This is a genomic window from Corynebacterium sp. HMSC08D02, from assembly GCF_001807505.1.
Taxonomy (GTDB): Bacteria; Actinomycetota; Actinomycetes; order Mycobacteriales; family Mycobacteriaceae; genus Corynebacterium; species Corynebacterium pseudogenitalium.
Genome location: NZ_KV789236.1, coordinates 269,762 through 294,407, shown reverse-complemented (window position 1 = coordinate 294,407; position 24,646 = coordinate 269,762). Strand labels below are relative to the sequence as shown.

Annotated in this window: 22 protein-coding genes; 8 read left to right on the top strand and 14 right to left on the bottom strand. The window is 59.3% G+C overall.

What is annotated here, in order from left to right:
• Window positions 1-13 precede the first annotated feature (13 nt).
• Genes rplB through rpsJ form a run of 5 tightly spaced genes read right to left on the bottom strand, consistent with a single transcriptional unit; the run spans window position 14 to window position 2,843 of the window.
• Window positions 14-853: a 50S ribosomal protein L2 gene (gene rplB, locus HMPREF3170_RS02520; protein ID WP_070363103.1), complete on the bottom strand. Its 840-nt coding sequence runs from the start codon at window positions 851-853 to the stop codon at window positions 14-16.
• Window positions 854-878: 25 nt separating this feature from the next.
• On the bottom strand, window positions 879-1,184 hold the full coding sequence (rplW, locus tag HMPREF3170_RS02515) for a 50S ribosomal protein L23 (protein WP_070363104.1): 306 nt from the start codon (window positions 1,182-1,184) through the stop codon (window positions 879-881).
• Entirely contained in the window at window positions 1,185-1,841 is a 657-nt protein-coding gene (gene rplD / locus HMPREF3170_RS02510) for a 50S ribosomal protein L4 (protein WP_070363105.1), read from the bottom strand.
• Window positions 1,838-2,494 carry a 50S ribosomal protein L3 gene (gene rplC, locus HMPREF3170_RS02505; RefSeq protein WP_070363106.1) on the bottom strand — a complete coding sequence of 219 codons (657 nt, stop codon included), beginning with the start codon at window positions 2,492-2,494 and terminating at the stop codon, window positions 1,838-1,840. Before rplC ends, rplD begins: the two co-directional genes overlap by 4 nt.
• 43 nt (window positions 2,495-2,537) lie before the next feature.
• Complete coding sequence (gene rpsJ, locus HMPREF3170_RS02500) at window positions 2,538-2,843, bottom strand: 30S ribosomal protein S10 (protein WP_003848085.1); 306 nt, start codon at window positions 2,841-2,843, stop codon at window positions 2,538-2,540.
• Between the two features lie 566 nt (window positions 2,844-3,409).
• On the opposite strand from rpsJ, the gene HMPREF3170_RS02495 reads away from it, so the two are divergent.
• The 6 genes from HMPREF3170_RS02495 to HMPREF3170_RS02470 are packed head-to-tail and all read left to right on the top strand — an operon-like array spanning window position 3,410 to window position 6,402.
• Window positions 3,410-3,904, top strand: a complete 495-nt coding sequence (locus HMPREF3170_RS02495; protein WP_070363107.1) for an Asp23/Gls24 family envelope stress response protein — start codon at window positions 3,410-3,412, stop codon at window positions 3,902-3,904.
• 2 nt (window positions 3,905-3,906) lie between these two features.
• On the top strand, window positions 3,907-4,218 hold the full coding sequence (locus HMPREF3170_RS02490; protein WP_070363108.1) for a hypothetical protein: 312 nt from the start codon (window positions 3,907-3,909) through the stop codon (window positions 4,216-4,218).
• Window positions 4,219-4,275: 57 nt separating this feature from the next.
• On the top strand, window positions 4,276-4,476 hold the full coding sequence (locus HMPREF3170_RS02485) for a hypothetical protein (RefSeq protein WP_070363109.1): 201 nt from the start codon (window positions 4,276-4,278) through the stop codon (window positions 4,474-4,476).
• Window positions 4,476-5,261 (top strand): Asp23/Gls24 family envelope stress response protein, encoded by a 786-nt coding sequence (locus tag HMPREF3170_RS02480; RefSeq protein ID WP_070477536.1) that lies wholly within the window; start codon window positions 4,476-4,478, stop codon window positions 5,259-5,261. The genes HMPREF3170_RS02485 and HMPREF3170_RS02480 overlap by 1 nt, the downstream gene beginning before the upstream one ends.
• Window positions 5,248-5,841: a hypothetical protein gene (locus tag HMPREF3170_RS02475; protein WP_070477535.1), complete on the top strand. Its 594-nt coding sequence runs from the start codon at window positions 5,248-5,250 to the stop codon at window positions 5,839-5,841. Before HMPREF3170_RS02480 ends, HMPREF3170_RS02475 begins: the two co-directional genes overlap by 14 nt.
• A complete protein-coding gene (locus HMPREF3170_RS02470) occupies window positions 5,842-6,402 on the top strand; it encodes an Asp23/Gls24 family envelope stress response protein (protein WP_070477533.1) in 561 nt (186 codons plus the stop codon). It abuts the gene before it with no gap.
• Between the two features lie 675 nt (window positions 6,403-7,077).
• Here the strand turns inward: HMPREF3170_RS02470 and tuf are convergent.
• The 4 genes from tuf to rpsL form a co-directional block, all read right to left on the bottom strand.
• Window positions 7,078-8,268 carry an elongation factor Tu gene (gene tuf / locus HMPREF3170_RS02465; RefSeq protein ID WP_070363113.1) on the bottom strand — a complete coding sequence of 397 codons (1,191 nt, stop codon included), beginning with the start codon at window positions 8,266-8,268 and terminating at the stop codon, window positions 7,078-7,080.
• A gap of 313 nt (window positions 8,269-8,581) precedes the next feature.
• The gene (fusA, locus tag HMPREF3170_RS02460; protein ID WP_070363114.1) at window positions 8,582-10,702 is read right to left on the bottom strand and encodes an elongation factor G; all 2,121 of its coding nucleotides are present in this window, start codon (window positions 10,700-10,702) and stop codon (window positions 8,582-8,584) included.
• A 240-nt stretch (window positions 10,703-10,942) separates the two neighbouring features.
• On the bottom strand, window positions 10,943-11,410 hold the full coding sequence (rpsG, locus tag HMPREF3170_RS02455) for a 30S ribosomal protein S7 (protein ID WP_070363115.1): 468 nt from the start codon (window positions 11,408-11,410) through the stop codon (window positions 10,943-10,945).
• 6 nt (window positions 11,411-11,416) lie between these two features.
• Entirely contained in the window at window positions 11,417-11,788 is a 372-nt protein-coding gene (rpsL, locus tag HMPREF3170_RS02450; protein WP_070363116.1) for a 30S ribosomal protein S12, read from the bottom strand.
• Window positions 11,789-12,194: 406 nt separating this feature from the next.
• Between rpsL and HMPREF3170_RS02445 the strand changes: the two genes are divergently transcribed.
• Together HMPREF3170_RS02445 and HMPREF3170_RS02440 are read left to right on the top strand one after the other, a co-directional pair.
• Complete coding sequence (locus tag HMPREF3170_RS02445) at window positions 12,195-13,979, top strand: ribonucleoside triphosphate reductase (RefSeq protein ID WP_070477530.1); 1,785 nt, start codon at window positions 12,195-12,197, stop codon at window positions 13,977-13,979.
• A complete protein-coding gene (locus HMPREF3170_RS02440) occupies window positions 13,945-14,607 on the top strand; it encodes an anaerobic ribonucleoside-triphosphate reductase activating protein (protein WP_083290831.1) in 663 nt (220 codons plus the stop codon). The genes HMPREF3170_RS02445 and HMPREF3170_RS02440 overlap by 35 nt, the downstream gene beginning before the upstream one ends.
• Before the next feature lie 80 nt (window positions 14,608-14,687).
• Here HMPREF3170_RS02440 and HMPREF3170_RS02435 read toward each other — a convergent pair whose 3' ends face one another.
• From HMPREF3170_RS02435 to rplJ, 5 genes are all read right to left on the bottom strand, one after another.
• Window positions 14,688-18,686, bottom strand: a complete 3,999-nt coding sequence (locus HMPREF3170_RS02435) for a DNA-directed RNA polymerase subunit beta' (RefSeq protein ID WP_070477529.1) — start codon at window positions 18,684-18,686, stop codon at window positions 14,688-14,690.
• 71 nt (window positions 18,687-18,757) lie between these two features.
• A complete protein-coding gene (locus HMPREF3170_RS02430; protein ID WP_070477527.1) occupies window positions 18,758-22,255 on the bottom strand; it encodes a DNA-directed RNA polymerase subunit beta in 3,498 nt (1,165 codons plus the stop codon).
• Window positions 22,256-22,549: 294 nt separating this feature from the next.
• On the bottom strand, window positions 22,550-23,476 hold the full coding sequence (locus HMPREF3170_RS02425; protein WP_070477525.1) for a cell envelope lipid trafficking protein PgfA: 927 nt from the start codon (window positions 23,474-23,476) through the stop codon (window positions 22,550-22,552).
• 92 nt (window positions 23,477-23,568) lie between these two features.
• On the bottom strand, window positions 23,569-23,958 hold the full coding sequence (rplL, locus tag HMPREF3170_RS02420) for a 50S ribosomal protein L7/L12 (RefSeq protein WP_070363121.1): 390 nt from the start codon (window positions 23,956-23,958) through the stop codon (window positions 23,569-23,571).
• Between the two features lie 49 nt (window positions 23,959-24,007).
• Window positions 24,008-24,529 (bottom strand): 50S ribosomal protein L10, encoded by a 522-nt coding sequence (gene rplJ / locus HMPREF3170_RS02415; protein WP_070363122.1) that lies wholly within the window; start codon window positions 24,527-24,529, stop codon window positions 24,008-24,010.
• Between the last annotated feature and the right edge of the window lie 117 nt (window positions 24,530-24,646).

Below are 24,646 nucleotides of genomic sequence, written 5' to 3'. Positions count from 1 at the left end.
TTACTACCTCCTCTTAACGCTTCTTGTTCTTCGAGCGACGGCGTCGCACGATCATGTTGTTTGAGTAACGGTTTGGGTTGCGGGTGCGAACTTCCTTCTTGCCCCATGGGGACACTGGGTGACGACCACCGGAAGTCTTACCTTCACCACCACCGTGTGGGTGATCCACAGGGTTCATGACAACACCGCGGACCGTTGGGCGCCAGCCCTTCCAACGCATACGGCCAGCCTTGCCCCAGCGGATGTTGATCTGGTCAGCGTTGCCGACCTCACCAACGGTTGCGCGGCAGCGGATGTCCACGCGGCGAATTTCGGAGGACGGCATACGCAGCACTGCGTAGGAACCTTCCTTACCGAGCAGCTGGATAGAAGCACCTGCGGAACGAGCAAGCTTGGCACCTGCACCAGGCTTGAGCTCAACAGCGTGGATCGTCGTACCGGTCGGGATGTTGCGCAGTGGGAGGTTGTTACCAACCTTGATGTCGGCGTTAGGACCAGCCTCAACGACAGCACCCTGCTTCAGGCCCTTCGGAGCGATGATGTAGCGCTTCTCACCGTCGTAGTAGTGGAGCAAAGCAATGTTAGCGGTGCGGTTCGGGTCGTACTCGATGTGAGCAACCTTTGCCAGCACGCCGTCTTTGTCCGAACGACGGAAGTCAATCACGCGGTAACGACGCTTGTGGCCGCCACCACGGTGACGAGTGGTGATGTGGCCGTGCGTGTTGCGGCCACCCTTCTTCGGGAGCGGGCGCAGCAGCGACTTTTCCGGAGTGGAGCGGGTAAGCTCCTCGAACTCCGAAACAGAGCTGGCACGGCGACCCGGGGTTGTCGGCTTGTACTTACGAATAGCCATATTTTGTCCTTTTCTATCGAGTCACTTAGACGGCTGCGCCGCCGAAGATGTCGATGGGATCGCTGCCCTCGCGGAGAGTAACGTAGGCGCGCTTGGTGTCCTTGCGCTTACCGAAACCAGTGCGGGAACGCTTGCGCTTGCCCTCACGGTTCACGGTGTTCACCGAAGCGACGTCGACGCCGAAAATCTCTTCCACGGCAATCTTGATCTGGGTCTTGTTAGCAGACTTCGCTACAAAAAACGTGTAGGTGTTCTGCTCCATCAGCGCGTAGGTCTTCTCAGAGAGGACCGGCGCGATGATGATGTCGCGGGAATTCACGATCTTAGCCATTTACTTCTCCTCCTCCGCAGCTTCAGCCTTGCCACGGTTGATGAAGGTGTGCAGCGCCTCAACCGAGAACACAACGTCATCGGCGTTCAGCACGTCGTAGGTGTTCAGCTGCGCCGGCTCAAGAATGGTGACGCCCGGCAGGTTCCTTGCGGACAGACGGGAGTTAACATCCTCACGGCCGATCACGAGCAGCACCGACTTACGGTCTGTCAGACGCTCAATGAACGCACGAGCAGACTTGGTCGAAGGCTTCTGGCCCGGAACAAGCTCCTCAATGAGGTGGATGCGCTCGTTGCGAACACGATCAGTGAGTGCACCAGCAAGTGCAGCCTTGATCATCTTCTTTGGGGTGCGCTGCGCGTAAGAACGCGGCTGCGGACCGTGGACAATGCCACCGCCGGTGAAGTGTGGCGCGCGGATCGAGCCCTGACGAGCGCGACCGGTGCCCTTCTGGCGGAATGGCTTCTTACCACCACCGCGGACCATGCCGCGGGTCTTGGTGGCGTGAGTGCCCTGACGAGCGGCTGCCAGCTGAGCTGTCACAACCTGGTGCATCAGGGGAATGGAAGCTTCACGGTCAAAAAGTTCTGCCGGAAGCTCAACGGAACCGTTGGTCTTTCCGTCTGCGGTGTGGACGTTCAACGTCAGGTTCGTCATGCGTGAGCACCGCCCTTCACTGCGGTCTTGACGGTAACAACAGAACCCTTCGCACCAGGGATAGCACCCTTGATGAGGAGGAGGTTGTTGTCGCCGTCGATGCGTTGAATCTTCAGGTTCTGGGTAGTAACGCGGTTACCGCCCATACGGCCAGCCATGCGCTTGCCCTTGAACACGCGACCCGGCGTAGACGCGCCACCAATGCCACCAACGCGACGGTGAGCAGCCTGGTTACCGTGTGCTGCACCCTGGCCCGCGAAGCCGTGACGCTTCATTGCGCCAGCGAAGCCGTGGCCCTTGGTGGTGCCAGCAACGTCGACGAAGACGTCGCCGTCAAACAGATTGACGGTGATCTCTTGGCCGAGTTCGTACGCAGAGGTGTCATCCATGCGGATTTCAGCTACGTAGCGACGTGGGGTGACGCCAGCCTTCTTGAAGTGGCCAGCCTCTGGCTTGTTCGTCTTACGGGGATCGATGTCGCCGTAAGCAATCTGGATGGCGGAGTAGCCATCAGTCTCTGGTGTACGGATCTGGGTGACCACGCACGGCCCAGCCTCAACGACGGTAACCGGGATAACACGGTTCTCGTCGTCGAAGATCTGGGTCATGCCGAGCTTGGTGCCCAGAATGCCCTTGATCTGGTTATCAGACATGTATTAGTTCTCCACTACTTACAGGTTGTCGGATCTCTAGTGATTACTGGATGTTCACGTCAACGCTTGCAGGAAGGTCGATACGCATGAGCGCGTCAACCGTCTTCGGCGTCGGATCGAGAATGTCGATGAGACGCTTGTGCGTGCGCATCTCAAAGTGCTCGCGAGAGTCCTTGTACTTGTGGGGAGAACGAATAACGGCGTACACGTTCTTCTCTGTGGGCAACGGCACCGGTCCAACGACGCGGGCACCCGTGCGGGTGACCGTCTCAACGATCTTCTTCGCAGATGCGTCGATCGCTTCGTGGTCGTAGGCCTTCAGCCTGATGCGGATCTTCTGTCCCGCCACGCTTACCTCTTCCTCGCATCCCCACATTCTGAACGAAGCGGTGGGGTTGTAGCTTCTAGTTTCTCTATAACGTTGTCCGGGCTGGGCCCATGGCTCAACGCCAGTGTCGTTTTCATTGACTGTTTGACACTTCCGGAAGGTGAGTAACGCGACAATAAACTGCGCGCTTACTTCAGTGCTTCCGCCTCGGTGCACACGTGCATCGGGGTGTCAGACTCGGAAGGGTGCGTGACCCTTGCGTACTGCCGCTGTTTATTTGCCATGTCCCTTCTCCGGTTTCTCACCTAGTTAACCTAGATAAAAACCTTCTTTGGAAGGTGTCATGTTTACCCCACCATCACAACCTTGCGGCCATCATGTCGAGGCAACCCGAGTATTAAAACACGTTCTTGCAAGAAGTGCAACCCCTTCTCCGAACATTTCAGTTTGGTTGCAGAGTGATATCCATTCGGAAATTTTTGCATCGATTCAGGCAAGCTAGCTGGTTGCTGTGTACCCTGGGTGTTTACACGGGCGTCTGTCCGTCGTACTTTTCTTTACCCAATATATAGACGAAGGGATTTTCCATGGCCGACCACAATGCAACCGAGAACACTCCTGCCACCACCGAGGCAAAGGAGACAGAGCAGGTTCGCACCCGCAACTCCAACCTTGAGACTGAGCACGGCACCACGATGATCGACGACAACGTCGTCGGCAAGATCGCCGGCATCGCCGCCCGCGAAGTTTCCGGAGTTTACAACCTGGGCGGTGGCGCTGCACGCATGTGGGGTGCTGTTCGCGAGTCGCTGACCTCCTCCACCAATGTTCAGCAGGGCGTCGATGTCGTTGTCGAGGACGGCCACGCTTCCGTCGCTGTTGCAATTATTGCGGAGTACGGCGTCGCCATCCACGAGCTCGCAAACGCCATCCGCGAGAACATCACTGTTGCTGTTACCCGCATGACCGGCCTTATCGTTGACCGCGTCGACGTCACTGTTCACGACGTCCACCTGCCGGAGCAGGACAACGAGGAGTCCAACGAGGCCGCCTACAACGCTAACCAGGCGCTGGCTCAGTAGTTATGGCGTACACCTCCGTTAGCCGCGAGGTGGCCGAAGCCGCCCGGGACGCCATTTTGGCTGTCCCTGGCGTTGCGGGTATGCACGGCGGGTTCTTCGGTGAAGTTGCCCTCCTGCTACCCGGCGAGCGGATCGAAGGGCTCAAACCCGCGACGCGATCCTCAGACCCCAACCTCCGCGGCCTTGAAGTCAACTTTATTTACGACGTTTCGAGCGAACGGGACATTCACTCCGTCGCCGACGACGTACGCACCGCTACCCTGCGCGCCACCGATGTCGATTTCGTCGACGTTGTTGTCGCCGACGCCGAATAGGAACGCCCGTTAGGGCGTCCGCGTTGCGTACCCACAACTACAAGTAAGTGGTGAACAATGAATCTTTTATCTAACAAAGCGTTAACCGGTGTCATTATCGGCATTATCGTTGCTTTCTTCGTCACCTTTGGCGGCGGACTCGGGCTACTGTGGCTCGTTCTCTTCTCCGTCATTGGTGGTGTCGTCGGCGCCCAGCTTGATGGCAAGCTGGACCTCGCAGAAATCCTGAGCACCAGCTCGGGCAAGGGTCGTAGCTAATGGCGTCGAACCAATTCCATCTCAGTGAGCGCGTCATCGCGCAGATTGCTGAGGTGGCGGCTTCGTCAGTGCCCGGCACGATCGAAATGGACGCAAAGCTTGCAGGTTTGGCAGGCCGCAGCTTTCCCCAAATCGATGTCCGCCTGGACCGAGTTTCAGGCACCGCGGCCGTCGAAGCCGAGATCGCTACTACTTACCCTGCCCCCATTGCTGCCATCACGGACGCGGTGCGTTCAACGATCATCTCGCACATCCGGACCTTGACTGGGCTTGACGTCTCCAGCGTCAATATCGAGGTGGCAAACGTCACCGCGAACGCCGGTGAACCCGTCTCGTGGGACGACGTTGCAAACCACCAGTCGTTCATCATCCCGACTCCGCTGAAGGTCAAGCCTTTGGACGTAGAGTCCCCGACGACGAAGGAGCCGGAACCGTTGCACGATATCGTCGCTCGCTCGCTTGTCGACGACCTGACGGACACCCACGTTCCAGAGCCAGTCTCTGTGAAATCCATTGCCGCTCCGACTCCGTACCCCGTGCGTACCAAGGGCTTCGAAGCACAGCCCACGCGGGTTTTCCGTCCACAAACGCCGGAGCCTGCCCGACTGCTTGGCGTGCAAACACGCAAACAGCGCGTATATAGCCCGAGCGTTCCGCAACCTGCGCCGCTCAAGCCCATTCGCGTGAAGCGCACTGCGGCACCGACGACGGTATCGGCACCGCAACCTCAGCCGCTTCGTGAAATTACGATCAAACCGGCGGTGAAGTACTATGACCGAACCTAATACGCCCGTCGCCCCAGTAGGCCCGCACCCGGCTGCCGCACCGAAAGCTAGCCCAGTTGCACGCTGGATCACCGTGCTCGCCGGCCTGGCGTTCCTCGGGGGCGCCGTTGTTATCGGGCACGACGTTTGGGTCCGCCTCCAAGAAGCAGATGGCCAAACCGAATGGCTCCCCGAGCTCTACGACCAGTTGACGTTGAATCTCATTGACATTACGTGGGTAGCCGTCGCCGTCGGCATCGTTGTGATGTTGGTGGGGCTTGCGCTCGTGATTGCGTCGTTGAAGCCACGCCAGAAAACTCATCTACGCGTGCAGTCACCGGTTTCGATCTGGACGCGACCCGTGGATATTGCGCGGAAGTCGACGTTCCTTGCAACGTCTCAGTTTGGCGCAAACCATGCGCGTACCAAAGCGGACCGGAACAAATTGACGCTCACAATGCAGACCGACGTCCAGCGGCCCGATGTCGAGCAGCAAGCGCACGAAACTCTCGTTGGTGAGTTCCAGCGTCTGGAGCAGGTACCCGCCATCACCATCAAGACCGAAGCGCCAGCACCAGTTGCTGAACAGGAGGCGAAGTAAATGACCAAGACACTTGCGTTCTTTGACCGCCTGCTCGTGTTCATCATTGGCGTTCTCCTGCTCTGCGTCGGGTTTATCCCACTCACGTACTTCTGGGACATCCCCTACGTGAGCGAATGGATCCAGCAGGTCGATCCAGTCGTGATCAGCAATCTTCCCTACCGTTCCTGGTACAACACAGCGCTGATCGTCGGTGCTGTCGTGCTGGTACTTCTTGGACTGTGGGCTGTCATCGCAAATATTCGCAGCCGCGGATTCTCGACCCGAGCAATCACCGCGGCCGACGCCGAGCATGGCACAACCGAAATCAACGTCAAACGCGTCGCCGAAGCGGCGTGCCACCACTTGGCTATGGACCCCATCATCAACTCTGCCGACGCCAAAGTTGCGATGGTCGAGACCAGGCCGACCGTTGAATTCGTTGCGATTGCCAACCCAGCATTCTCGCTTGACGAAGTCGTTGACGTTCTCGAACGCGCCGATCAGGACTTCCGAATGGCAAACCACACAATGAACGTGGATACCCTGTGGAAGCTGCACTTCGACCAGGTTAGCGCCTAAAAGTACTCACGCGAATGCTCCCCACCAACAGGTGGGGAGCTTTTCGTGTCCAGACGGTGCGGCTTAAGGGACATTTTGTGTGTATATATCTATTCGGTTTCCCGGACTGCCGATATGGTTTTCAAAACAGTTCCATTCGCCGGTCTTGAGAATTGAACGCCGGATGACGTCTGACGTGTGGGATGTATCGAGTCTGCGGGTAGCGCAGCGAGATTGGTGGCTCTAGAGAACAAGAACCGGTCTCTCTACGCGTTGGGCGATCGCATACTGCCAGGGGGACGAGCAAAGCCCTGGCGTGCACGATACTGGCCAGGGCACGAACATGACCGGGAAGCAAGTGGGGTATGCCGCTAACTGAGCTGCCATACAGCCTGCGGGGCGAGAGACGATCTTGCACACAGCGGTGCACTGAATGGGCGGCTGAAAGAATTCAATACTGGCAATGATCGTCAATGCAACCCCGGTCTAGCAGTGAGAAAGGGGTGGGCTGGACGCGGCTAGTTACACACAAAATGTCCCTTAAGTCGGCGGTGCCCAATGCACTGAAGTAACAGCACGGTGACCAGCTGCAGGACATAGTGGTCCTAGAACCGTTGCCTTCCCAACGCACTGTAGGCATGAAAAAAGGTCACTCCCCGATGGGGAGTGACCTTTACGTCACGTTATCGGACTGAATTAGCCGAGGATCTTGGTGACGCGGCCAGCGCCGACGGTACGGGAGCCCTCGCGGATAGCGAAGCGCAGGCCCTCGTCCATAGCGACTGGGTGGATCAGCTCGACGGACATGTCGACGTTGTCGCCAGGCATGACCATCTCGGTGCCCTCAGGCAGGTGCACAACACCGGTAACGTCGGTGGTGCGGAAGTAGAACTGAGGACGGTAGTTGTCGAAGAATGGCGTGTGACGGCCACCCTCGTCCTTGGACAGGACGTAGACGGAGCCCTCGAACTTGGAGTGAGGGGTGTAAGCGCCCGGCTTGATGACAACCTGACCACGCTCAACGTCCTCACGCTTCAGGCCACGAAGCAGCAGAGCTGCGTTGTCGCCAGCCTCAGCGGTGTCGAGAAGCTTGTTGAACATCTCGATGGAGGTGACGGTGGTCTTCGTGGACTTCTCGCGGATACCGATGATCTCAACTTCGTCGTTGAGGTTCAGGACGCCACGCTCAACACGGCCGGTAACAACGGTACCGCGGCCGGAAATGGTGAAGATGTCCTCGATCGGCATCAGGAAGTCACGGTCGGTCTCGCGAACTGGGTCCGGAATGGAGTTGTCGCAAGCTTCCATGAGCTCAACGATGGAGTCAACCCACTTCTCCTCGCCCTCAAGAGCCTTCAGAGCGGAGATGTGAACGATTGGAGCCTCTTCGTCGTAATCCTGCTCTGCGAGAAGCTCACGAACTTCCATCTCGACGAGCTCGATGATTTCCTCATCGTCGACCATGTCGCACTTGTTCAGGGCAACGAGGATGTAAGGAACGCCAACCTGGCGAGCAAGCAGAACGTGCTCGCGGGTCTGAGGCATCGGGCCGTCGGTAGCAGCAACCACGAGGATTGCGCCGTCCATCTGAGCAGCACCGGTGATCATGTTCTTGATGTAGTCAGCGTGGCCTGGAGCATCCACGTGTGCGTAGTGACGCTTAGGAGTGTTGTACTCGACGTGGGAAATGTTAATGGTAATGCCGCGCTCGCGCTCTTCCGGCGCCTTGTCAATCGCGTCGTACGCGAAGGACTTGTTCTCCTCCGGGTACTTGTCAGCGAGCACCTTGGTGATAGCAGCCGTGGTGGTCGTCTTACCGTGGTCGACGTGACCAATGGTACCGATGTTGACGTGCGGCTTTGTACGTTCGAACTTTGCCTTTGCCACTGTATGTCCTCCTAGGACTTCATGGTGGCTACGACCTTCGCAGCCACGTGGTTTACATTTGCCTTTGCCTTCGAAAAGGCGTCGGCTCATTCACAATGTGCCAGTTACCTGATCCTAGAGATTCCCAGTCTGATTTTCAAACCGTCAGACCGAAAGTTCCGGGATCATTCGTCGCGAGTAACGGCCGGCTCAAACCACCACTTCAATCTTGTGGCGATTCCAGCGCGACCGCTACTAGCGGCCATCCCTGCTTCCTTCTACCGGTCACACTCACTGGCACGTGAGTAGGCCGTCGAGAAGCAGGGAGCAGCGATTAGTTGCCGTTGCGGGCGTCGATGATTTCCTGAGCGACGTTGGACGGAACTTCACCGTAGGAGTCAAACACCATGGTGTAGTTCGCGCGACCCTGCGTCTTGGAGCGCAGGTCACCAACGTAGCCGAACATCTGCGACAGCGGAACAACAGCCTTGACAACCTTGGCGCCAGAGCGGTCGTCCATCGAGTTGACCTGGCCACGACGGGAGTTCAGGTCACCGATGACGTCACCCATGTACTCCTCAGGCGTGACAACCTCAACAGCCATCAGCGGCTCGAGCAGCACTGGCTTCGCCTTAGCGACGGCCTCCTTGAGCACCTGCGAACCGGCCATCTTGAAGGCCATTTCGGAGGAGTCAACCTCGTGGTAAGCGCCGTCTTCGAGGGTTGCCTTGATGTTGACCAGCGGGTAGCCAGCGAGGTAGCCGTACTGCATCGCGTCCTGGATACCGGCATCCACGGAAGGGATGTACTCCTTCGGCACGCGACCACCGGTGACCTCGTTGACGAACAGGTAGGTTGCGCTCTCGCCCTCTTCCAGGGTCTCTGGATCCGGGTTGTAAGGCTCGATGGAAACGATAACCTTTGCGAACTGACCGGAACCACCAGTCTGCTTCTTGTGGGTGTAGTCCAGGGACTGCACCTTCTTGCGGATGGTCTCGCGGTACGCAACCTGTGGAGAACCAATGTTCGCCTCGACCTTGAACTCGCGCTTCATGCGGTCAACGAGGACGTCGAGGTGGAGCTCGCCCATGCCGCCGATAACGGTCTGGCCGGTCTCCTCATCCAGGTGAACGGTGAAGGTTGGGTCCTCTTCAGCAAGCTTCTGAATAGCGGTGCCCAGCTTCTCCTGGTCAGCCTTGGTCTTCGGCTCAATAGCAACCTGAATAACCGGATCCGGGAAGTCCATGGACTCGAGGATGATCGGATGATCAGGGTTGCACAGGGTGTCACCAGTAGTGGTGTGCTTCAAGCCAATGAACGCGTAGATGTTGCCGGCGTCAGCGTGCTCAACCGGGTTCTCCTTGTTCGCGTGCATCTGGAAGAGCTTGCCCACGCGCTCACGCTGCTGCTTGGTGGAGTTCATCATGTTCTCGCCCGGGATAGCCTGGCCCGAGTACACGCGCACGTAAGTCAGCTTGCCGAAGAACGGGTGCACAGCAATCTTGAACGCCAGTGCAGAGAACGGCTCATCAACGGAAGGCTTACGCGTGAGGTCTTCCTCACCGTCGACGGAGGTGCCGTGAACCTCGCCGATATCCAGCGGAGAAGGCAGGTAATCGACGATGGCGTCCAGCACAGGCTCGACACCCTTGTTGCGGTACGCAGTACCACAGAACACTGGGTAAACTTCCGAATTAACGGTCAGCTTACGGATGCCAGCCTTGAGCTCCTCGATCGTGAGCTCTTCGCCGCCGAAGTACTTCTCCATGAGCTCTTCGTCGGACTCAGCAACGGTCTCGACGAGCTTCTCACGGTACTCCTCAGCCTTTTCCTTCAGATCGTCCGGGATCTCGGTGATCTGCGCAGGGGTGCCGGTCTCGACCTTGCCCGGCCACAGCATTGCCTTCATCTCAAGAAGGTCAACGACGCCGTCAAAGTCATCCTCAGCACCGATCGGAAGCTGCATTACCAACGGCTTCGCGCCGAGACGATCGACGATCGTGCCAACGGTGTAGTAGAAGTCAGCGCCCAGCTTGTCCATCTTGTTGACGAAGCAGATACGCGGAACGTCGTACTTTGCAGCCTGACGCCAGACCTGCTCGGACTGCGGCTCAACGCCTTCCTTGCCGTCGAACACAGCAACTGCACCATCGAGCACGCGCAGGGAACGCTCAACCTCAACGGTGAAGTCCACGTGACCCGGCGTATCGATGATGTTGATCTGGTTGTTATTCCAGAAGCAGGTCACTGCTGCGGACGTAATGGTGATGCCGCGCTCTTTCTCCTGCTCCATCCAGTCGGTGGTTGCGCCACCGTCGTGGGTCTCGCCGACCTTGCGGTTAATACCGGTGTAGAACAGAATGCGCTCTGTCGTGGTGGTCTTACCAGCATCGATGTGCGCCATGATGCCGATGTTGCGGACCTTGTGCAGATCCTTAAGCACTTCTTGTGCCACGTTATTTACCCCAACTTAAAAGTCGTCGACGTGCTGCACACGTCTTGGCGAATATTTACCTAGTTCATTGTGCCACTGTTTGCCCAAGATGGGCAGAGCCAGCCTGTAAGTCACTTCAAAACAAAAACCCGGACGCCGCACGTGCACCCACATTGGTGGGTAACCACGTATGCAATTGTGCACACGTTGTCCGTGTCAGCATGGTCCGGGCGCTTTGTTTCATATATGACCTACCGGCGACTACCAGCGGTAGTGAGCAAACGCGCGGTTTGCCTCGGCCATCTTGTGGACGTCCTCGCGACGCTTCACGGATGCACCCAAGCCGTTGGACGCGTCCAGGATCTCGTTAGCGAGACGCTCGATCATCGAGTTCTCACGACGCTGGCGCGTGAAGGTGACCATCCAGCGCAGAGCCAGAGTGGTTGCACGAACTGGCTTCACCTCGACTGGAACCTGGTAGGTAGCGCCACCGACACGACGGGAGCGAACCTCAAGGTCAGGACGGATGTTGCCGAGTGCCTTTTCCAAGGTGCCAACCGGATCGGTGCCGGTCTTTTCACGGCAGATCTCGAGTGCACCGTAGACGATGCGCTCAGCGGTGGACTTCTTGCCGTCGAGAAGCACCTTGTTGACCAGCTGGGTCACGAGTTCAGAGTTGTATACCGGGTCCTTAACGATGGGACGCTTCGGAGCTTGCTGCTTACGCATTTCTGATTACTGTCCCTTCTTTGCGCCGTAGCGGGAACGAGCCTGCTTACGATCCTTGACACCCTGGGTATCCAAGGAACCACGAATAATCTTGTAGCGAACACCCGGGAGGTCCTTCACACGACCACCACGGACAAGCACCATGGAGTGCTCCTGGAGGTTGTGGCCCTCACCTGGGATGTATGCGGAGACCTCAATACCGGAGGTCAGACGAACACGAGCAACCTTACGAAGCGCCGAGTTCGGCTTCTTCGGCGTGGTGGTGTACACGCGGGTGCACACGCCACGACGCTGCGGGGAACCCTTCAGCGCTGCAGTTGCTACCTTGCCACGCTTGTCGTGGCGGCCCTTGCGGACCAGCTGCTGGATAGTTGGCATAGATTTTCCTTCTAATTTTTACGCTGAGGCGGACAATCGCCTGAACATGCAAAAATGAGGGCTCTTTCCCGGGGCCCTGCCGCACGTCCAGAACGCTCCGCCACGTTTATGCGAAAACGATCAGACACTTCACCTTGAGGTGGTGAACCGTCCGACAGAGTATCACGAGCTACCCCACCTTCGCAAAATCGAAACTTCCTCCACAGTAGATGCCCCCGTTCGAGGGTGTACTGAGGGTTTATAGAGGCGCTACTACACCTACACCTATCGCCCGACGTCCACCAAGGGTGCACATCTCCACAGCTACCACATGTTGTACCTCAGTGATTCTTTGTGTCCATATCTACTAAATACGACCAATGGAATTACAGCTACGTTAGTTACGAACCGAGAGAAAGGAAGCAGCATGGCCGCCAACAACGTCGACCCCCAAGCCACCATCAACGAATACCTCCACCGCGCTGACTGGCGCATCAACGCAAACGCCAACCAGGACTACTCGCTCGGCGGAATGATTCTCAACTCCGCCGGCAAAATCACCGCCAACTACTGGCTGGACGAAGTGTTTTCCAACGTCGCCGGCAATGCCCACCGCAACGGCGACCTCCACATCCACGATCTCGACATGCTCTCCGGGTACTGCGCAGGGTGGTCATTGAGGCAGCTCCTTGAAGAAGGGTTCGGAGGGGTACCTGGCACGATATCTTCTCTGCCACCAAAACATTTCTCCTCCGCGTGCGGACAAGTAGTGAACTTCCTCGGCACACTGCAGAACGAATGGGCTGGCGCGCAGGCGTTCTCCAGCTTCGATACCTACATGGCACCATTCGTACGGCTGGACTCGCTCACCTACGAGGACGTCTTGCAACACATGCAGGAGTTCGTCTTCAACCTCAACGTTCCCTCGCGTTGGGGGACGCAGACTCCGTTCACGAACCTTACTTTTGACTGGACGTGCCCTCAGGACCTCGCTGAGCAGACTCCGTTCATCGGTGGAGACCCTGTCGACTTCACTTACGGCGAGCTCCAAGAAGAGATGGACATGATCAACCGCGCGTTCATTGAGGTTATGTCCCAAGGCGACGCCGACGGCCGACCATTTACCTTCCCCATCCCGACGTACAACATCACCAAGGACTTCGACTGGGGCTCGCCAAACGCGAAAGCCGTGTTCGACATGACTGGCAAGTACGGCCTCCCCTACTTCCAAAATTTCCTCAACTCGGATTTGGACCCAGGCATGATCCGCTCGATGTGCTGCCGCCTCCAACTCGACCTGCGTGAGCTACTCAAGCGCGGAAACGGCCTGTTCGGTTCCGCGGAGCTCACTGGCTCCATTGGCGTAGTCACCCTGAACTGCGCACGCCTCGGGTACCTCTTCCCCAACGATGAGGCTGCGCTACTGCGCAGGGTTGACGAGTTGATCGAGGTGGCTGTCGATACGCTGGAGCGGCGTCGCGCGTTTGTGCAAGATTGCTTCGATAAGGGGCTATACCCGTACACGAAACGGTGGTTACCGGGGTTTGACAACCACTTCACCACCATCGGGGTCAATGGTTGCAACGAAATGGTACGTAACTTCACGCACGACGCCTACGACATCACCGACCCCCAAGGCCATGCACTTGTGGCGCGCCTGCTCGACCACATCAATGCCCGCATCACGGAAGCTCAGGAACGTACAGGGCACCTCTACAACCTAGAAGCGTCCCCCGCGGAAGGCGCAACGTACCGCTTCGCACGCGAGGACCGTGCCCGCTATCCCGGCATCATCCAGGCAGGTACCGAGGAGCAGCCGTACTACACCAACTCCTCCCAGCTGCCTGTTGCGCACACTCCAGATCCGTTCGCGGCGCTCGCCGCCCAGGAGGACCTGCAAACGAAGTACACCGGCGGCACGGTGCTTCACCTGTACATGGGCGCAGCAATGTCCAGTGGCGAAGCAACCGCCAAGCTCGTACGACGCAGCCTAGAAACCTTCCGCCTGCCGTACATCACTATCACGCCGACGTTCTCCATCTGCGCAAACCACGGCTACATCTCCGGCGAGCACCCCGAATGCCCGCACTGCGGAAGCGCCACCGAAATGTGGACGCGCGTAATGGGCTACTTCCGGCCCGTGCAAAGCTTCAACACTGGGAAGAAGGGTGAGTTCGCTGAGCGTCACTACTTCGCAGAAGCCTTCGCCTAACCTGCCGGTGGCGGGGATCATTCCGTTCTCCGCCACCGACTGGCCCGGCCGTCTCACGGTCACGGCATTCACACAAGGCTGCCCACTGCGCTGCAGCTACTGCCACAACCCTAGCTTGCAGGAATTTACTCCTGCTCCCCACGATTTCTCGGAAGTGCTCGACTTACTGCGGGCTCGACACGGACTTATTGACGCCCTCGTCATTTCCGGCGGCGAACCACTCGCATGCGCAGGTCTCGGCGAAGCGATTGCCGCGGCTCATGAGATCGGGTTTCCCGTCGGGCTACACACGAGTGGCTATGTCCCCGCGAGGCTGGGTTCCATTCTCGCTGACTCGACTACCCGCCCCGACTGGATCGGGTTCGACGTCAAGGCGCTTCCCGCGCACTTACCCTCGGTCGCTGGTGTCACCAGCGTGGTGGCCGCACGGATGTGGGAAAGCCTCGACATCGTGTGCGCCGCGGCCCGCGAACATGGCATGGAACTGCAGCTGCGTACTACGTTGTGGCCGGGGTCCGTCATCGAGCAAAACATCGACCAGCTGCAGGACGCCGCCGCACAGCGGGGCCACGCGCTGGTATTGCAGTGGGCTCGCGGAGTTGACGCCCACGGCGTGTACAGCGACTAAGGCAAAGCGCCCCGCCTCCCTGGGTTCAGGGGGCGGGGCGCTGGTGCTGGGGTAGCAGACCTAGCTATAAGCCAGAGTCACTAGATCTGGTCGTACCCGTATTCCTCCAGTGGGACGGAGGCGCCGGTGTAGTCGCCGTATGCCTCGTCGCCGTAGATGCCGTCGCCGAAGGACGGGATCGAGTAGGCGGCGGAGCGGGCGGCTTCCGTCGGCTTGACCGTGATGTTGCGGTAGCGCGAGATACCGGTACCAGCCGGGATCAACTTACCGATGATCACGTTCTCCTTCAGACCGATCAGCTGGTCAGAACGCTTGTTAATAGCAGCGTCCGTGAGCACACGCGTGGTCTCCTGGAACGAAGCGGCGGACAGCCAGGACTCGGTTGCCAGGGAGGCCTTGGTGATACCCATGATCTCGGAGCGCATCTCTGCTGGCTCGCCACCATCTGCAACAGCTGCAGCGTTGACTTGGCGTGCCTCCGACAGATCCACAAGTGTACCCGGCAGGAACTCGGTGGTACCCGAGTCGATGACGGTGCCGCGTCGCAGCATCTGGCGGATGATGATCTCGATGTGCTTGTCGTGGATGGACACACCCTGGGTGCGGTACACGGCCTGCACTTCGTCGATGAGGTGCTTCTCCACACCACGGCGGCCGAGGACCTCGAGCACGTCGTGCGGGTCAGCAGCGCCGCGCAGGAGGCGGTCGCCCACGTTAACGTGGTCGCCTTCACGCAGGGAGCGCTCGATCATCGCGTTCGGGTTGGACTCCATCGGGCGGCGGACCTGTGCGAGGCCCTGGCGCTTCGACAGCTTCTCGTAGACCACAACGTCGGAGCCGTCATCCGGGTGGATGGTGAGCGTCCAGAAGTTGCCTTCGTCCTCGAGGGTGACGGTGCCGGCCACGGATGCGATCGGGGCGCAGTTCTTCGGCACGCGGGCCTCGAACAGCTCCTGAACACGTGGCAAACCACCGGTAATGTCGCCACCGACACCACCCTGGTGGAAGGTACGCATGGTCAGCTGGGTACCAGGCTCACCAATCGACTGTGCAGCCACGATACCGACGGCTTCACCGATGTCGACAAGCTTGCCGGATGCCATGGACTTGCCGTAGCACTTCGCGCAGACGCCGGTTGGGGTCTGGCAGGTCAGGACGGAGCGGACCTTGACTTCTTCGACACCGGCGGCGACGAGGGCGTCGATACGCTCTTCCGAAAGCTCAGCGTCGGCTTCGAGCACAACGTTGCCCTCGGCGTCCTTCGCGTCGGATGCCAGTACTCGGCCAGCGACGGAGGTCTCGACGAACTCGTCGCGGACGAACTTCTCACCGGCAAGCTGCGCAACTGGAACCTTGACTCCCTGGCGGGTGCCGCAGTCGTGCTCGCGGACGATGACGTCCTGGGCGACGTCGACAAGACGGCGGGTCAGGTAGCCGGAGTCTGCGGTACGCAGTGCCGTATCCGCCAGGCCCTTTCGGGAACCGTGGGAGTTGTTGAAGTACTCCATCACTGTCAGGCCTTCGCGGAAGGAGGTCTTGATCGGGCGGGTGATGTACTCACCGCGCGAGTTCACGACCATGCCCTTCATGCCGGCCAGGGTCCAGATCTGACGCATGTTACCGGCAGCACCAGACTTCACGATCATCGGAATCGGGTTGTCATCCGGGTACAGCGCCTCAACTGCTTCACCGACCTGGTTGGTGGCGTCCTGCCACAGCTCCACGAGACGGTCGTAGCGGTTCTCCTCGGTCAGGGCACCCTTCTCCCAGTACTTGCGCTCGATCTCTTCGGCGCGCTGCTCGTACTGCTCGAGGATTTCCGTCTTGTTCGGAAGCACCAACACGTCGGACATGGAGATGGTCACGCCGGAACGGGTCGCCCAGTAGAAACCGGCGTCCTTCAGCTTGTCCAGCGTCTGGGCAACGGTAATCATTGGGTACTTCTCCACCATCGACTGGATGATGTCGCCCAACAGCACCTTGCCAGCGCCGCCGCCCTTACGGACCATCGCGCCTTCCTGGTACGGGAAGTTGAACGGAAGCAGCTCGTTGAACATGATGCGACCAAGGGTGGTCTCCATCATCCAAGCCTGGCCCTTCGACCAGCCGTCTGGGAACTGCTCAGCTTCAATCTCAATCGTCGGACGCAGGTGGTCGATGCGCACCTTGATCGGTGCCTGCAGGCCAAGTACGCCCAGGTCGTAGGCCATGATGGCCTCACGGTAGGAGGAGTACACGCCCTTGGCTGGGCCGTTCTCGTCGGCTGGGGTGAAACGACCCTCGCCGCCGATCTCGTCCTCGCCCTTTTCCATGGTCAGGAAGTACAGGCCGGTCACCATGTCCAGGCGAGGCATCGCCAGTGGCTTGCCGGATGCCGGGGACAGGATGTTGTTCGAGGACAGCATCAGGATGCGGGCCTCTGCCTGCGCCTCCGCGGACAGTGGCAGGTGGACTGCCATCTGGTCACCGTCGAAGTCAGCGTTGAACGCCTCACAGGCCAGCGGGTGCAGCTGGATTGCTTTACCCTCGACCAGCTTCGGCTCGAACGCCTGAATGCCAAGACGGTGCAGGGTTGGCGCACGGTTCAGCAGCACCGGGTGCTCGGAAATCGCCTCTTCGAGGACGTCCCACACCTCAGGGCGCTGGCGCTCCACCATGCGCTTCGCCGACTTAATGTTCTGCGCGTACTCATTGTCCACGAGGCGCTTCATCACGAACGGCTTGAACAGCTCGAGCGCCATCAGCTTCGGCAGACCACACTCGTGCATCTTCAGCTGCGGACCAACAATAATGACCGAACGGCCAGAGTAGTCCACACGCTTACCCAGCAGGTTCTGGCGGAAGCGACCCTGCTTACCCTTCAGCAGGTCAGACAGGGACTTCAGCGGACGGTTGCCTGGGCCCGTGACAGGGCGGCCTCGACGGCCGTTGTCGAAGAGGGCGTCGACAGACTCTTGCAGCATGCGCTTCTCGTTGTTCACGATGATCTCTGGGGCACCCAGGTCAATCATGCGCTTCAAACGGTTGTTGCGGTTAATCACGCGACGGTACAGGTCATTCAGGTCCGAGGTGGCGAAACGGCCGCCGTCCAGCTGCACCATTGGACGCAGCTCCGGTGGGATCACCGGGATCGCGTCCAGGATCATGCCGGCAGGATCATTGCCGGAACGCTGGAACGCAGCCACGACCTTCAGGCGCTTCAGTGCGCGGACCTTCTTCTGGCCCTTGCCCTCAGCGATGATGGTGCGCAGCTCCTCCGCCTCAGCTTCGAGGTCGAAGTTGCGGATCAGCGTCTGGATCGCCTCAGCACCCATGCCGCCAGTGAAGTAGTCCTCGTAGCGGTCCACGAGCTCTTCGTAGAGGAACTCGTCGATAATCATCTGCTTCGGAGCAAGCTTCTGGAAGGTGGACCAAATTTCGTCGAGGCGCTCAACCTCGCGCTCGCCGGCCTCGCGGATGTGCTGCATCTCCTTGTCAGCAGCGTTCTGCACCTTCTTGCGGGCAGCAGCAGTCGCACCGGCAGCCTCGAGCTCAGCGAGGTCCTCCTCCAGCTTCTGCGCACGCTCCGCAATCTCGGCATTCGCGTCCTGCTCGACTTCCTTCTTCTCGAGCAGCATCTCCGCCTCGAGCGTCGACATGTCGTTGTGACGCGCCTCCTCATCAACACTGGTGATGATGTTCGCGGCGAAGTAAATGATGCGCTCCAGATCCTTCGGAGCAAGATCCAGCAGGTAGCCCAGGCGCGATGGGACGCCCTTGAAGTACCAAATGTGGGTCACCGGTGCGGCCAGCTCAATGTGGCCCATGCGCTCACGGCGAACCTTCGACTTAGTGACCTCGACGCCACAACGCTCACAAATGATGCCCTTGTAGCGGACACGCTTGTACTTGCCACACGCACACTCCCAGTCACGGGTAGGACCGAAGATGCGTTCGCAGAACAGGCCGTCCTTTTCCGGCTTCAACGTGCGGTAGTTAATCGTTTCGGGCTTCTTGACCTCACCATGCGACCAACGACGGATGTCGTCAGCAGTAGCCAGGCCGATGCGAAGCTCGTCGAAGAGGTTTACGTCAAACACGTAAATTCCCTTTCACCTCCCCAACGACGGGGAGGATTGCAGTTGGATAGATTCTTTCGTTCGTTCCTGGCTTAGGCGGTATCCGCCGCGGAGCCCTCGTCACGTGACAGGTTGATGCCAAGGGAGGAACCGGCCTGATCAAAGTCGTCATCATCGCCGTCGAGCTCCATCGGGGTGCCGTCCGTCGAAAGGACTTCAACGTTCAGGCACAGCGACTGCAGCTCCTTGAGCAACACCTTGAACGACTCCGGAATACCCGGGTCAGGGATGTTCTCGCCCTTCACAATGGCCTCGTACACCTTCACGCGGCCAACCACGTCATCCGACTTAATCGTCAGCAGTTCCTGCAGCGTGTAGGCGGCACCGTATGCCTGCATCGCCCACACCTCCATCTCACCGAAGCGCTGGCCACCGAACTGGGCCTTACCGCCGAGCGGCTGCTGGGTAATCATGGAGTACGGACCAGTGGAGCGAGCGTGAATCTTCTCGTCAACCAGGTGGTGCAGCTTGAGCATGTACATGTAGCCGACGGAAATCGGGTACTTGAATGGCTCGCCGGAGCGGCCGTCGAACAGCGTGGTCTTGCCGTTCTCATCGACCATGACGTCACCGTCGCGGTTCGGCTTGGAATTCGCCAGCAGACCAGCGATCTCCTCGTTCGTCGCGCCGTCAAACACTGGGGTCGCGGTGAGCGACTCCGGCGGGACGTCGTACAGATGCTCAGGCAGCGTCTCGAGCAACTTGGCGTTCGCAGGATCGTCCGGGTTGACCGTCCAACCAGCCTTCGCCAACCAGCCGAGATGCACCTCGAGGACCTGGCCAATGTTCATACGACGCGGCACACCGTGGGTGTTCAGAATGATGTCCACCGGGGTGCCATCTTCCATGAACGGCATATCTTCCTGCGGCAGAATCTTGCCCACGACACCCTTGTTGCCGTGGCGGCCAGCCATCTTGTCGCCGTCCTGGATCTTGCGCTTCTGCGCAACATAGACGCGAATCATCTCGTTGACGCCTGGGGACAGATCGTCGTCGTCCTCGCGGGAGAAGCGACGAACCGCGATGACCTTACCGGTCTCACCGTGCGGCACCTTCAGGGAGGTGTCGCGGACCTCGCGGGCCTTCTCGCCGAAGATGGCGCGCAGCAGACGCTCCTCCGGAGTCAGCTCGGTCTCACCCTTCGGGGTGACCTTACCGACCAGGATGTCACCGTCACGCACGTCCGCACCGATGCGGATAATGCCACGCTCGTCGAGGTCCTTCAGCACGTCCTCGGACACGTTCGGGATCTCGCGGGTAATTTCCTCTGCACCCAGTTTGGTGTCGCGGGCGTCGATCTCGTGCTCTTCGATGTGCACGGAGGTCAGAATGTCGTCCTCAACCACGCGCTGGTTCAGGATGATCGCGTCCTCGTAGTTGTGGCCTTCCCACGGCATGAACGCAACCAGGAGGTTGCGGCCGAGCGCCATCTCACCGTTCTTGGTGCCTGGGCCGTCAGCCAGCACCTGGCCAGCCTCAACACGCTGACCGTGGTCAACGATCGGGACCTGGTTGTAGCAGGTACCCTGGTTCGTGCGCTCGAACGTGCGCAGCATGTAGGTATCCTGGATGCCTTCATCGTCCATGACGGTGATGAAGTCGCCCGTCACATTCGTGACGACGCCAGCCTTCGCCGAAATAATCGTGTCACCAGCATCGTACGCAGCGCGCTGTTCCATACCGGTGGCCACGTACGCGGCCTCAGAACGCAGCAGCGGCACCGCCTGCTTCTGCATGTTCGCACCCATGAGGGCACGGTTCGCGTCATCGTGCTCGAGGAACGGAATCATCGCCGTTGCCACGGACACCATCTGGCGCGGGGAAATGTCGAGGTAATCCACGCCCTTCGGGCCAACGACGCCGATGTCGCCGTCCTTCAGGCGGACCTCAATACGCTCACCAGTTAGGTTGCCGTCCTTATCCATCGGGGTGGCCGCCTGCGCAATTGCGTAGCGGTCCTCTTCGTCCGCGGTCAGGTAGTGGACCGTATCAGTCAGCTTGCCGTCTTCGACCTTCTGGTACGGCGTCTCAATGAAGCCGAACGCGTTGACGCGTGCGTAGGAAGCCAACGCACCGATCAGACCAATGTTCGGGCCTTCCGGCGTCTCAATCGGACACATGCGGCCGTAGTGCGACGGGTGCACGTCTCGGACTTCAATGCCGGCGCGCTCACGCGACAGACCACCAGGGCCCAGCGCCGACAGACGACGCTTGTGCGTCAGACCAGACAGAGAGTTGTTCTGGTCCATGAACTGCGACAGCTGCGAGGTGCCGAAGAACTCGCGGATCGCCGCGGAAACCGGGCGGACATTAATCAGCGAGGTCGGCGTGATGGACTCCGCGTCCTGCGTCGTCATGCGCTCGCGCACAACACGCTCCATACGGGACAGGCCAACACGAACCTGGTTCTGGATCAGTTCGCCCACCGTGCGCAGACGACGGTTACCGAAGTGGTCAATGTCGTCCGTATTAATCGCGATGACCTCGCCCTCCGGGGAAGTCATTTCGGTCTCACCTGCGTGCAGGCGCACCAGGTACTCGAGGGTCGTCGCGATGTCTTCCTCGGTCAGCGTCATCAGGCCGTCGTGGTCGCCGCCAAGACCGAGCTTGCGGTTGATCTTGTAACGGCCAACTCGTGCCAGGTCGTAGCGCTTCGCCTTGAAGAACGAGTTCTCCAGCAGGGACTGCGCGAGGTCGCGCGTCGGCTGCTCGCCCGGGCGCTGCTTGCGGTAAATCTCCAGCAGCGCCTCGTCGGTGTTCGCCACACCGTCATTCTCGAGGGTGGACATCATGATCTCGGAGAAGCCGAAGCGCTCCGTGATCTGCTCCGTCGTCCAACCAAGCGCCTTCAGCAGCACCGTCACTGGCTGACGACGCTTACGGTCAATACGCACACCAACCGTGTCACGCTTATCGACGTCAAACTCCAACCACGCACCGCGCGAAGGGATCACCTTCACCGCGTGCAGCGGCCGCTCCGTCGACTTATCAATCGTCTCGTCGAAGTACACGCCCGGCGAACGCACCAACTGCGAAACAACAACACGCTCAGTGCCGTTGACGATGAAGGTGCCCTTGTCCGTCATCAGCGGGAAATCACCAATGAACACCGTCTGAGACTTAATCTCCTGGGTTTCATTGTTGATGAACTCCGCCGTCACATACAACGGCGCGGAGTAGTTAATATCTTTTTCTTTACACTCGTCGATCGTGTCCTTGACATCTTCGAAGCGCGGCTCGGACAGCGTCAGGCTCATGTTGCCCGAGTAGTCCTGGATTGGAGAAATCTCTTCGAGAATGTCCTCCAAGCCACTCGTGATACGCGCGTCGGCGCCGCGAGCTTCCTGCTCACGCTCACGCCACTCCTGCGTACCAACAAGCCACGCGAAAGATTCAAGCTGTACATCAAGAAGACCCGGGACAGCGATCGGCTCTGCGATCTTCGCGAACGAATAACGTTCGGGAGCCCCGGGAATTTCAGCCATTGACATGGTCTGGTTTGAGACTGCCAAGTTGGGTCCTTCCAGCACCTAAGGCGGACGCCGATCTCTACTCTGGCTCTGTAAAAATCGGCGTTTCCGCTGGGTAGATTAGCATTCGGTCTGCTTCGGAATACCCGCCCCCAGAGACAGCAAAATCACCTTGTCAAGTCAGCGCTTCGAAAATTCTCGACGCCAACAAAGCAAGGTTGACATAGCGGACTGGAGACGGCTTCCAGTGCACCGAATGAGTTTACACAATGCACCCAATGTTGTAAAGGGCAGCAACAATCCCCCGATTCAATGCCGTCGCGGGGAAGCTTAGCACTAAACGCAGGCGCGACGCTAACGCCGACGCGGCCACAACGCGCCAACCAGACCAATCAAGGTCAGCGCACCACCCAAACCGAGCACGCTCCACGTGAAGGCTTGCTGCGTGGAAGGCCCGTAGGCGCCGTCGAGAAGCGAGATGAGCTCGGCCGTCTGCTGCTCGTCCATCGCGGCGTCGTAGGAAACAATGCCCTGGACCTCATTGCCGTCCACGTCAGCATAATAGTCGTTGACGCGCTCCTGCATCCCCACGACCACGCCGGTGATCTGATCAACCAACAACTCGCGCTGCGCGCTATGCGTATAGAACGTGCGGACCGGCTCACCTTCTTCCCCTTCGACGGTCAACGTGTTTCGCATATCCGCGTACCGCTGCGCCACGTTCGTTGGCGCAATGACCTGCCGGAACCGCAGCACCGTGCGCCCAGCAACCGATTCCTCTGCGACGAACTCCGCGGGAGCAGCCCCACGCAACACCGGGTCGAACACCTGGTACGTCTCCTGCTTCACCGGCGATGGCAACTTCAGCCACGACCCCTCCATCGGGACATCGACGGCCGGCATCGCCATCACAAGCTGGACCTTTGCCGGTCCCTGCGCCTCACCGGTTTCACGGTTCAAGGTATACGTCCACGTGCTCGCGCCGACAAGGTTTTCAAAGTCCGTACCCGCGTCCCCCGCACGCAACGTGTCCCCCACGCGCACGCTGGCAGAGTCCTTGCCCGCCGGATTCTGCACCTCCATGTGCAGCTGGTGCACCACCGGGGCCGGCTCGCCCTCGCGGGTGCCATCGGGATCGGCCATCGTCAACGTTACCGCCCCAAGGTCCAGCGGTAGCTTCGCGCCCGAGTTCAGCACACGCGGGGCCAGCAGACCACCAACCAACAACGCAATGCCGAGGCCCGCCAACAACGAAGCAATGATCCTGGATTTGGGCAGCATGGTGCGAAATCTTAGCACACAACGCGAAACACCCCGCCAGTCACAGTACGTGGCAACGGGGTGTTCGTCGAAAAGCTATGCAGCCTGCGAGATTACTTGAGGGTAACCTTTGCGCCAGCCTCTTCCAGCTTGGCCTTTGCAGCCTCTGCATCGTCCTTGTTTGCGCCCTCGAGGATAGCCTTTGGAGCACCCTCGACCATTTCCTTGGCGTCCTTCAGGCCCAGGCCCGGAACGAGCTCGCGGACAACCTTGATGACACCGATCTTCTTGGCGCCAGCGTCCTCGAGAACAACGTCGAACTCGTCCTTCTCCTCTGCAGCAGCAGCGTCGCCGCCAGCAGCGCCCGGAGCAGCAGCAACAGCAACTGGTGCAGCAGCGGTAACGTCGAAGACCTCCTCGAATTCCTTCAGGAACTCGGAAAGCTCGATGAGGGTCATTTCCTTGAACTGCTCAATGAGCTCGTCCTTAGACAGCTTAGCCATGGTGGCTTCCTTTCTATTGGTGGGCGGTTAGCCCAAGTTTGTAAGTGTGTTATGCGGCGTCGTTCTGCTTGTCCTGCAGCGCAGCGACAAGGCGAGCCGTCTTGGATGCCGGAGCCTCGAACAGCCCAGCAGCCTTTGCCAAAGAACCCTGGAATGCGCCAGCGAGCTTTGCAAGCGTGGTCTCGCGGTTGTCCATCTCAGCGATGGCATCAACCTGAGCGGCGTCGATGGCAGCGCCATCCATGTAGCCACCCTTGATCACGAACGCGTCGTGATCCTTGGAGAACTTCTTCATGACCTTAGCAGCGTCGACAGCCTCGCCCTTAATGAAAGCGATAGCGGTCGGGCCGGTCAGAAGCTCGTCGAGACCCTCGATGCCGTGCTCGTTCGCAGCGATCTTGATGAGGGTGTTCTTGGCGACGTGGTATTCGACATCGAAGCCGAGATCGCCACGAAGAGTCTGCAGCTGACCAACGGTCAGGCCACGGTACTCCGTCAGCACGATGGAGCTAGCAGCGTCAAACTTCTCCTTCAACACAGCAAGCTCGCGCTCATTCTTCGGATTTGCCATTACACACGCCTCCTTCCAATAACTTCATGTCCTTCAATCCGCCCGGGACACAAAAAGTGCCCCGTGCAGAAGCACGAGGCACCATTAGAAAGGTAGGCCACGTTCCTCCTGCGTGGG

Coding starts and splice junctions, on each gene's coding strand:
- rplB (WP_070363103.1), bottom strand. CDS start 853: ATGGCTATTCGTAAGTACAAGCCGACAACCCCGGGTCGCCGTGCCAGC.
- rplW (WP_070363104.1), bottom strand. CDS start 1,184: ATGGCTAAGATCGTGAATTCCCGCGACATCATCATCGCGCCGGTCCTC.
- rplD (WP_070363105.1), bottom strand. CDS start 1,841: ATGACGAACCTGACGTTGAACGTCCACACCGCAGACGGAAAGACCAAC.
- rplC (WP_070363106.1), bottom strand. CDS start 2,494: ATGTCTGATAACCAGATCAAGGGCATTCTGGGCACCAAGCTCGGCATG.
- HMPREF3170_RS02495 (WP_070363107.1), top strand. CDS start 3,410: ATGGCCGACCACAATGCAACCGAGAACACTCCTGCCACCACCGAGGCA.
- HMPREF3170_RS02490 (WP_070363108.1), top strand. CDS start 3,907: ATGGCGTACACCTCCGTTAGCCGCGAGGTGGCCGAAGCCGCCCGGGAC.
- HMPREF3170_RS02485 (WP_070363109.1), top strand. CDS start 4,276: ATGAATCTTTTATCTAACAAAGCGTTAACCGGTGTCATTATCGGCATT.
- HMPREF3170_RS02480 (WP_070477536.1), top strand. CDS start 4,476: ATGGCGTCGAACCAATTCCATCTCAGTGAGCGCGTCATCGCGCAGATT.
- HMPREF3170_RS02475 (WP_070477535.1), top strand. CDS start 5,248: ATGACCGAACCTAATACGCCCGTCGCCCCAGTAGGCCCGCACCCGGCT.
- HMPREF3170_RS02470 (WP_070477533.1), top strand. CDS start 5,842: ATGACCAAGACACTTGCGTTCTTTGACCGCCTGCTCGTGTTCATCATT.
- rpsG (WP_070363115.1), bottom strand. CDS start 11,410: ATGCGTAAGCAGCAAGCTCCGAAGCGTCCCATCGTTAAGGACCCGGTA.
- rpsL (WP_070363116.1), bottom strand. CDS start 11,788: ATGCCAACTATCCAGCAGCTGGTCCGCAAGGGCCGCCACGACAAGCGT.
- HMPREF3170_RS02445 (WP_070477530.1), top strand. CDS start 12,195: ATGGCCGCCAACAACGTCGACCCCCAAGCCACCATCAACGAATACCTC.
- HMPREF3170_RS02425 (WP_070477525.1), bottom strand. CDS start 23,476: ATGCTGCCCAAATCCAGGATCATTGCTTCGTTGTTGGCGGGCCTCGGC.
- rplL (WP_070363121.1), bottom strand. CDS start 23,958: ATGGCTAAGCTGTCTAAGGACGAGCTCATTGAGCAGTTCAAGGAAATG.
- rplJ (WP_070363122.1), bottom strand. CDS start 24,529: ATGGCAAATCCGAAGAATGAGCGCGAGCTTGCTGTGTTGAAGGAGAAG.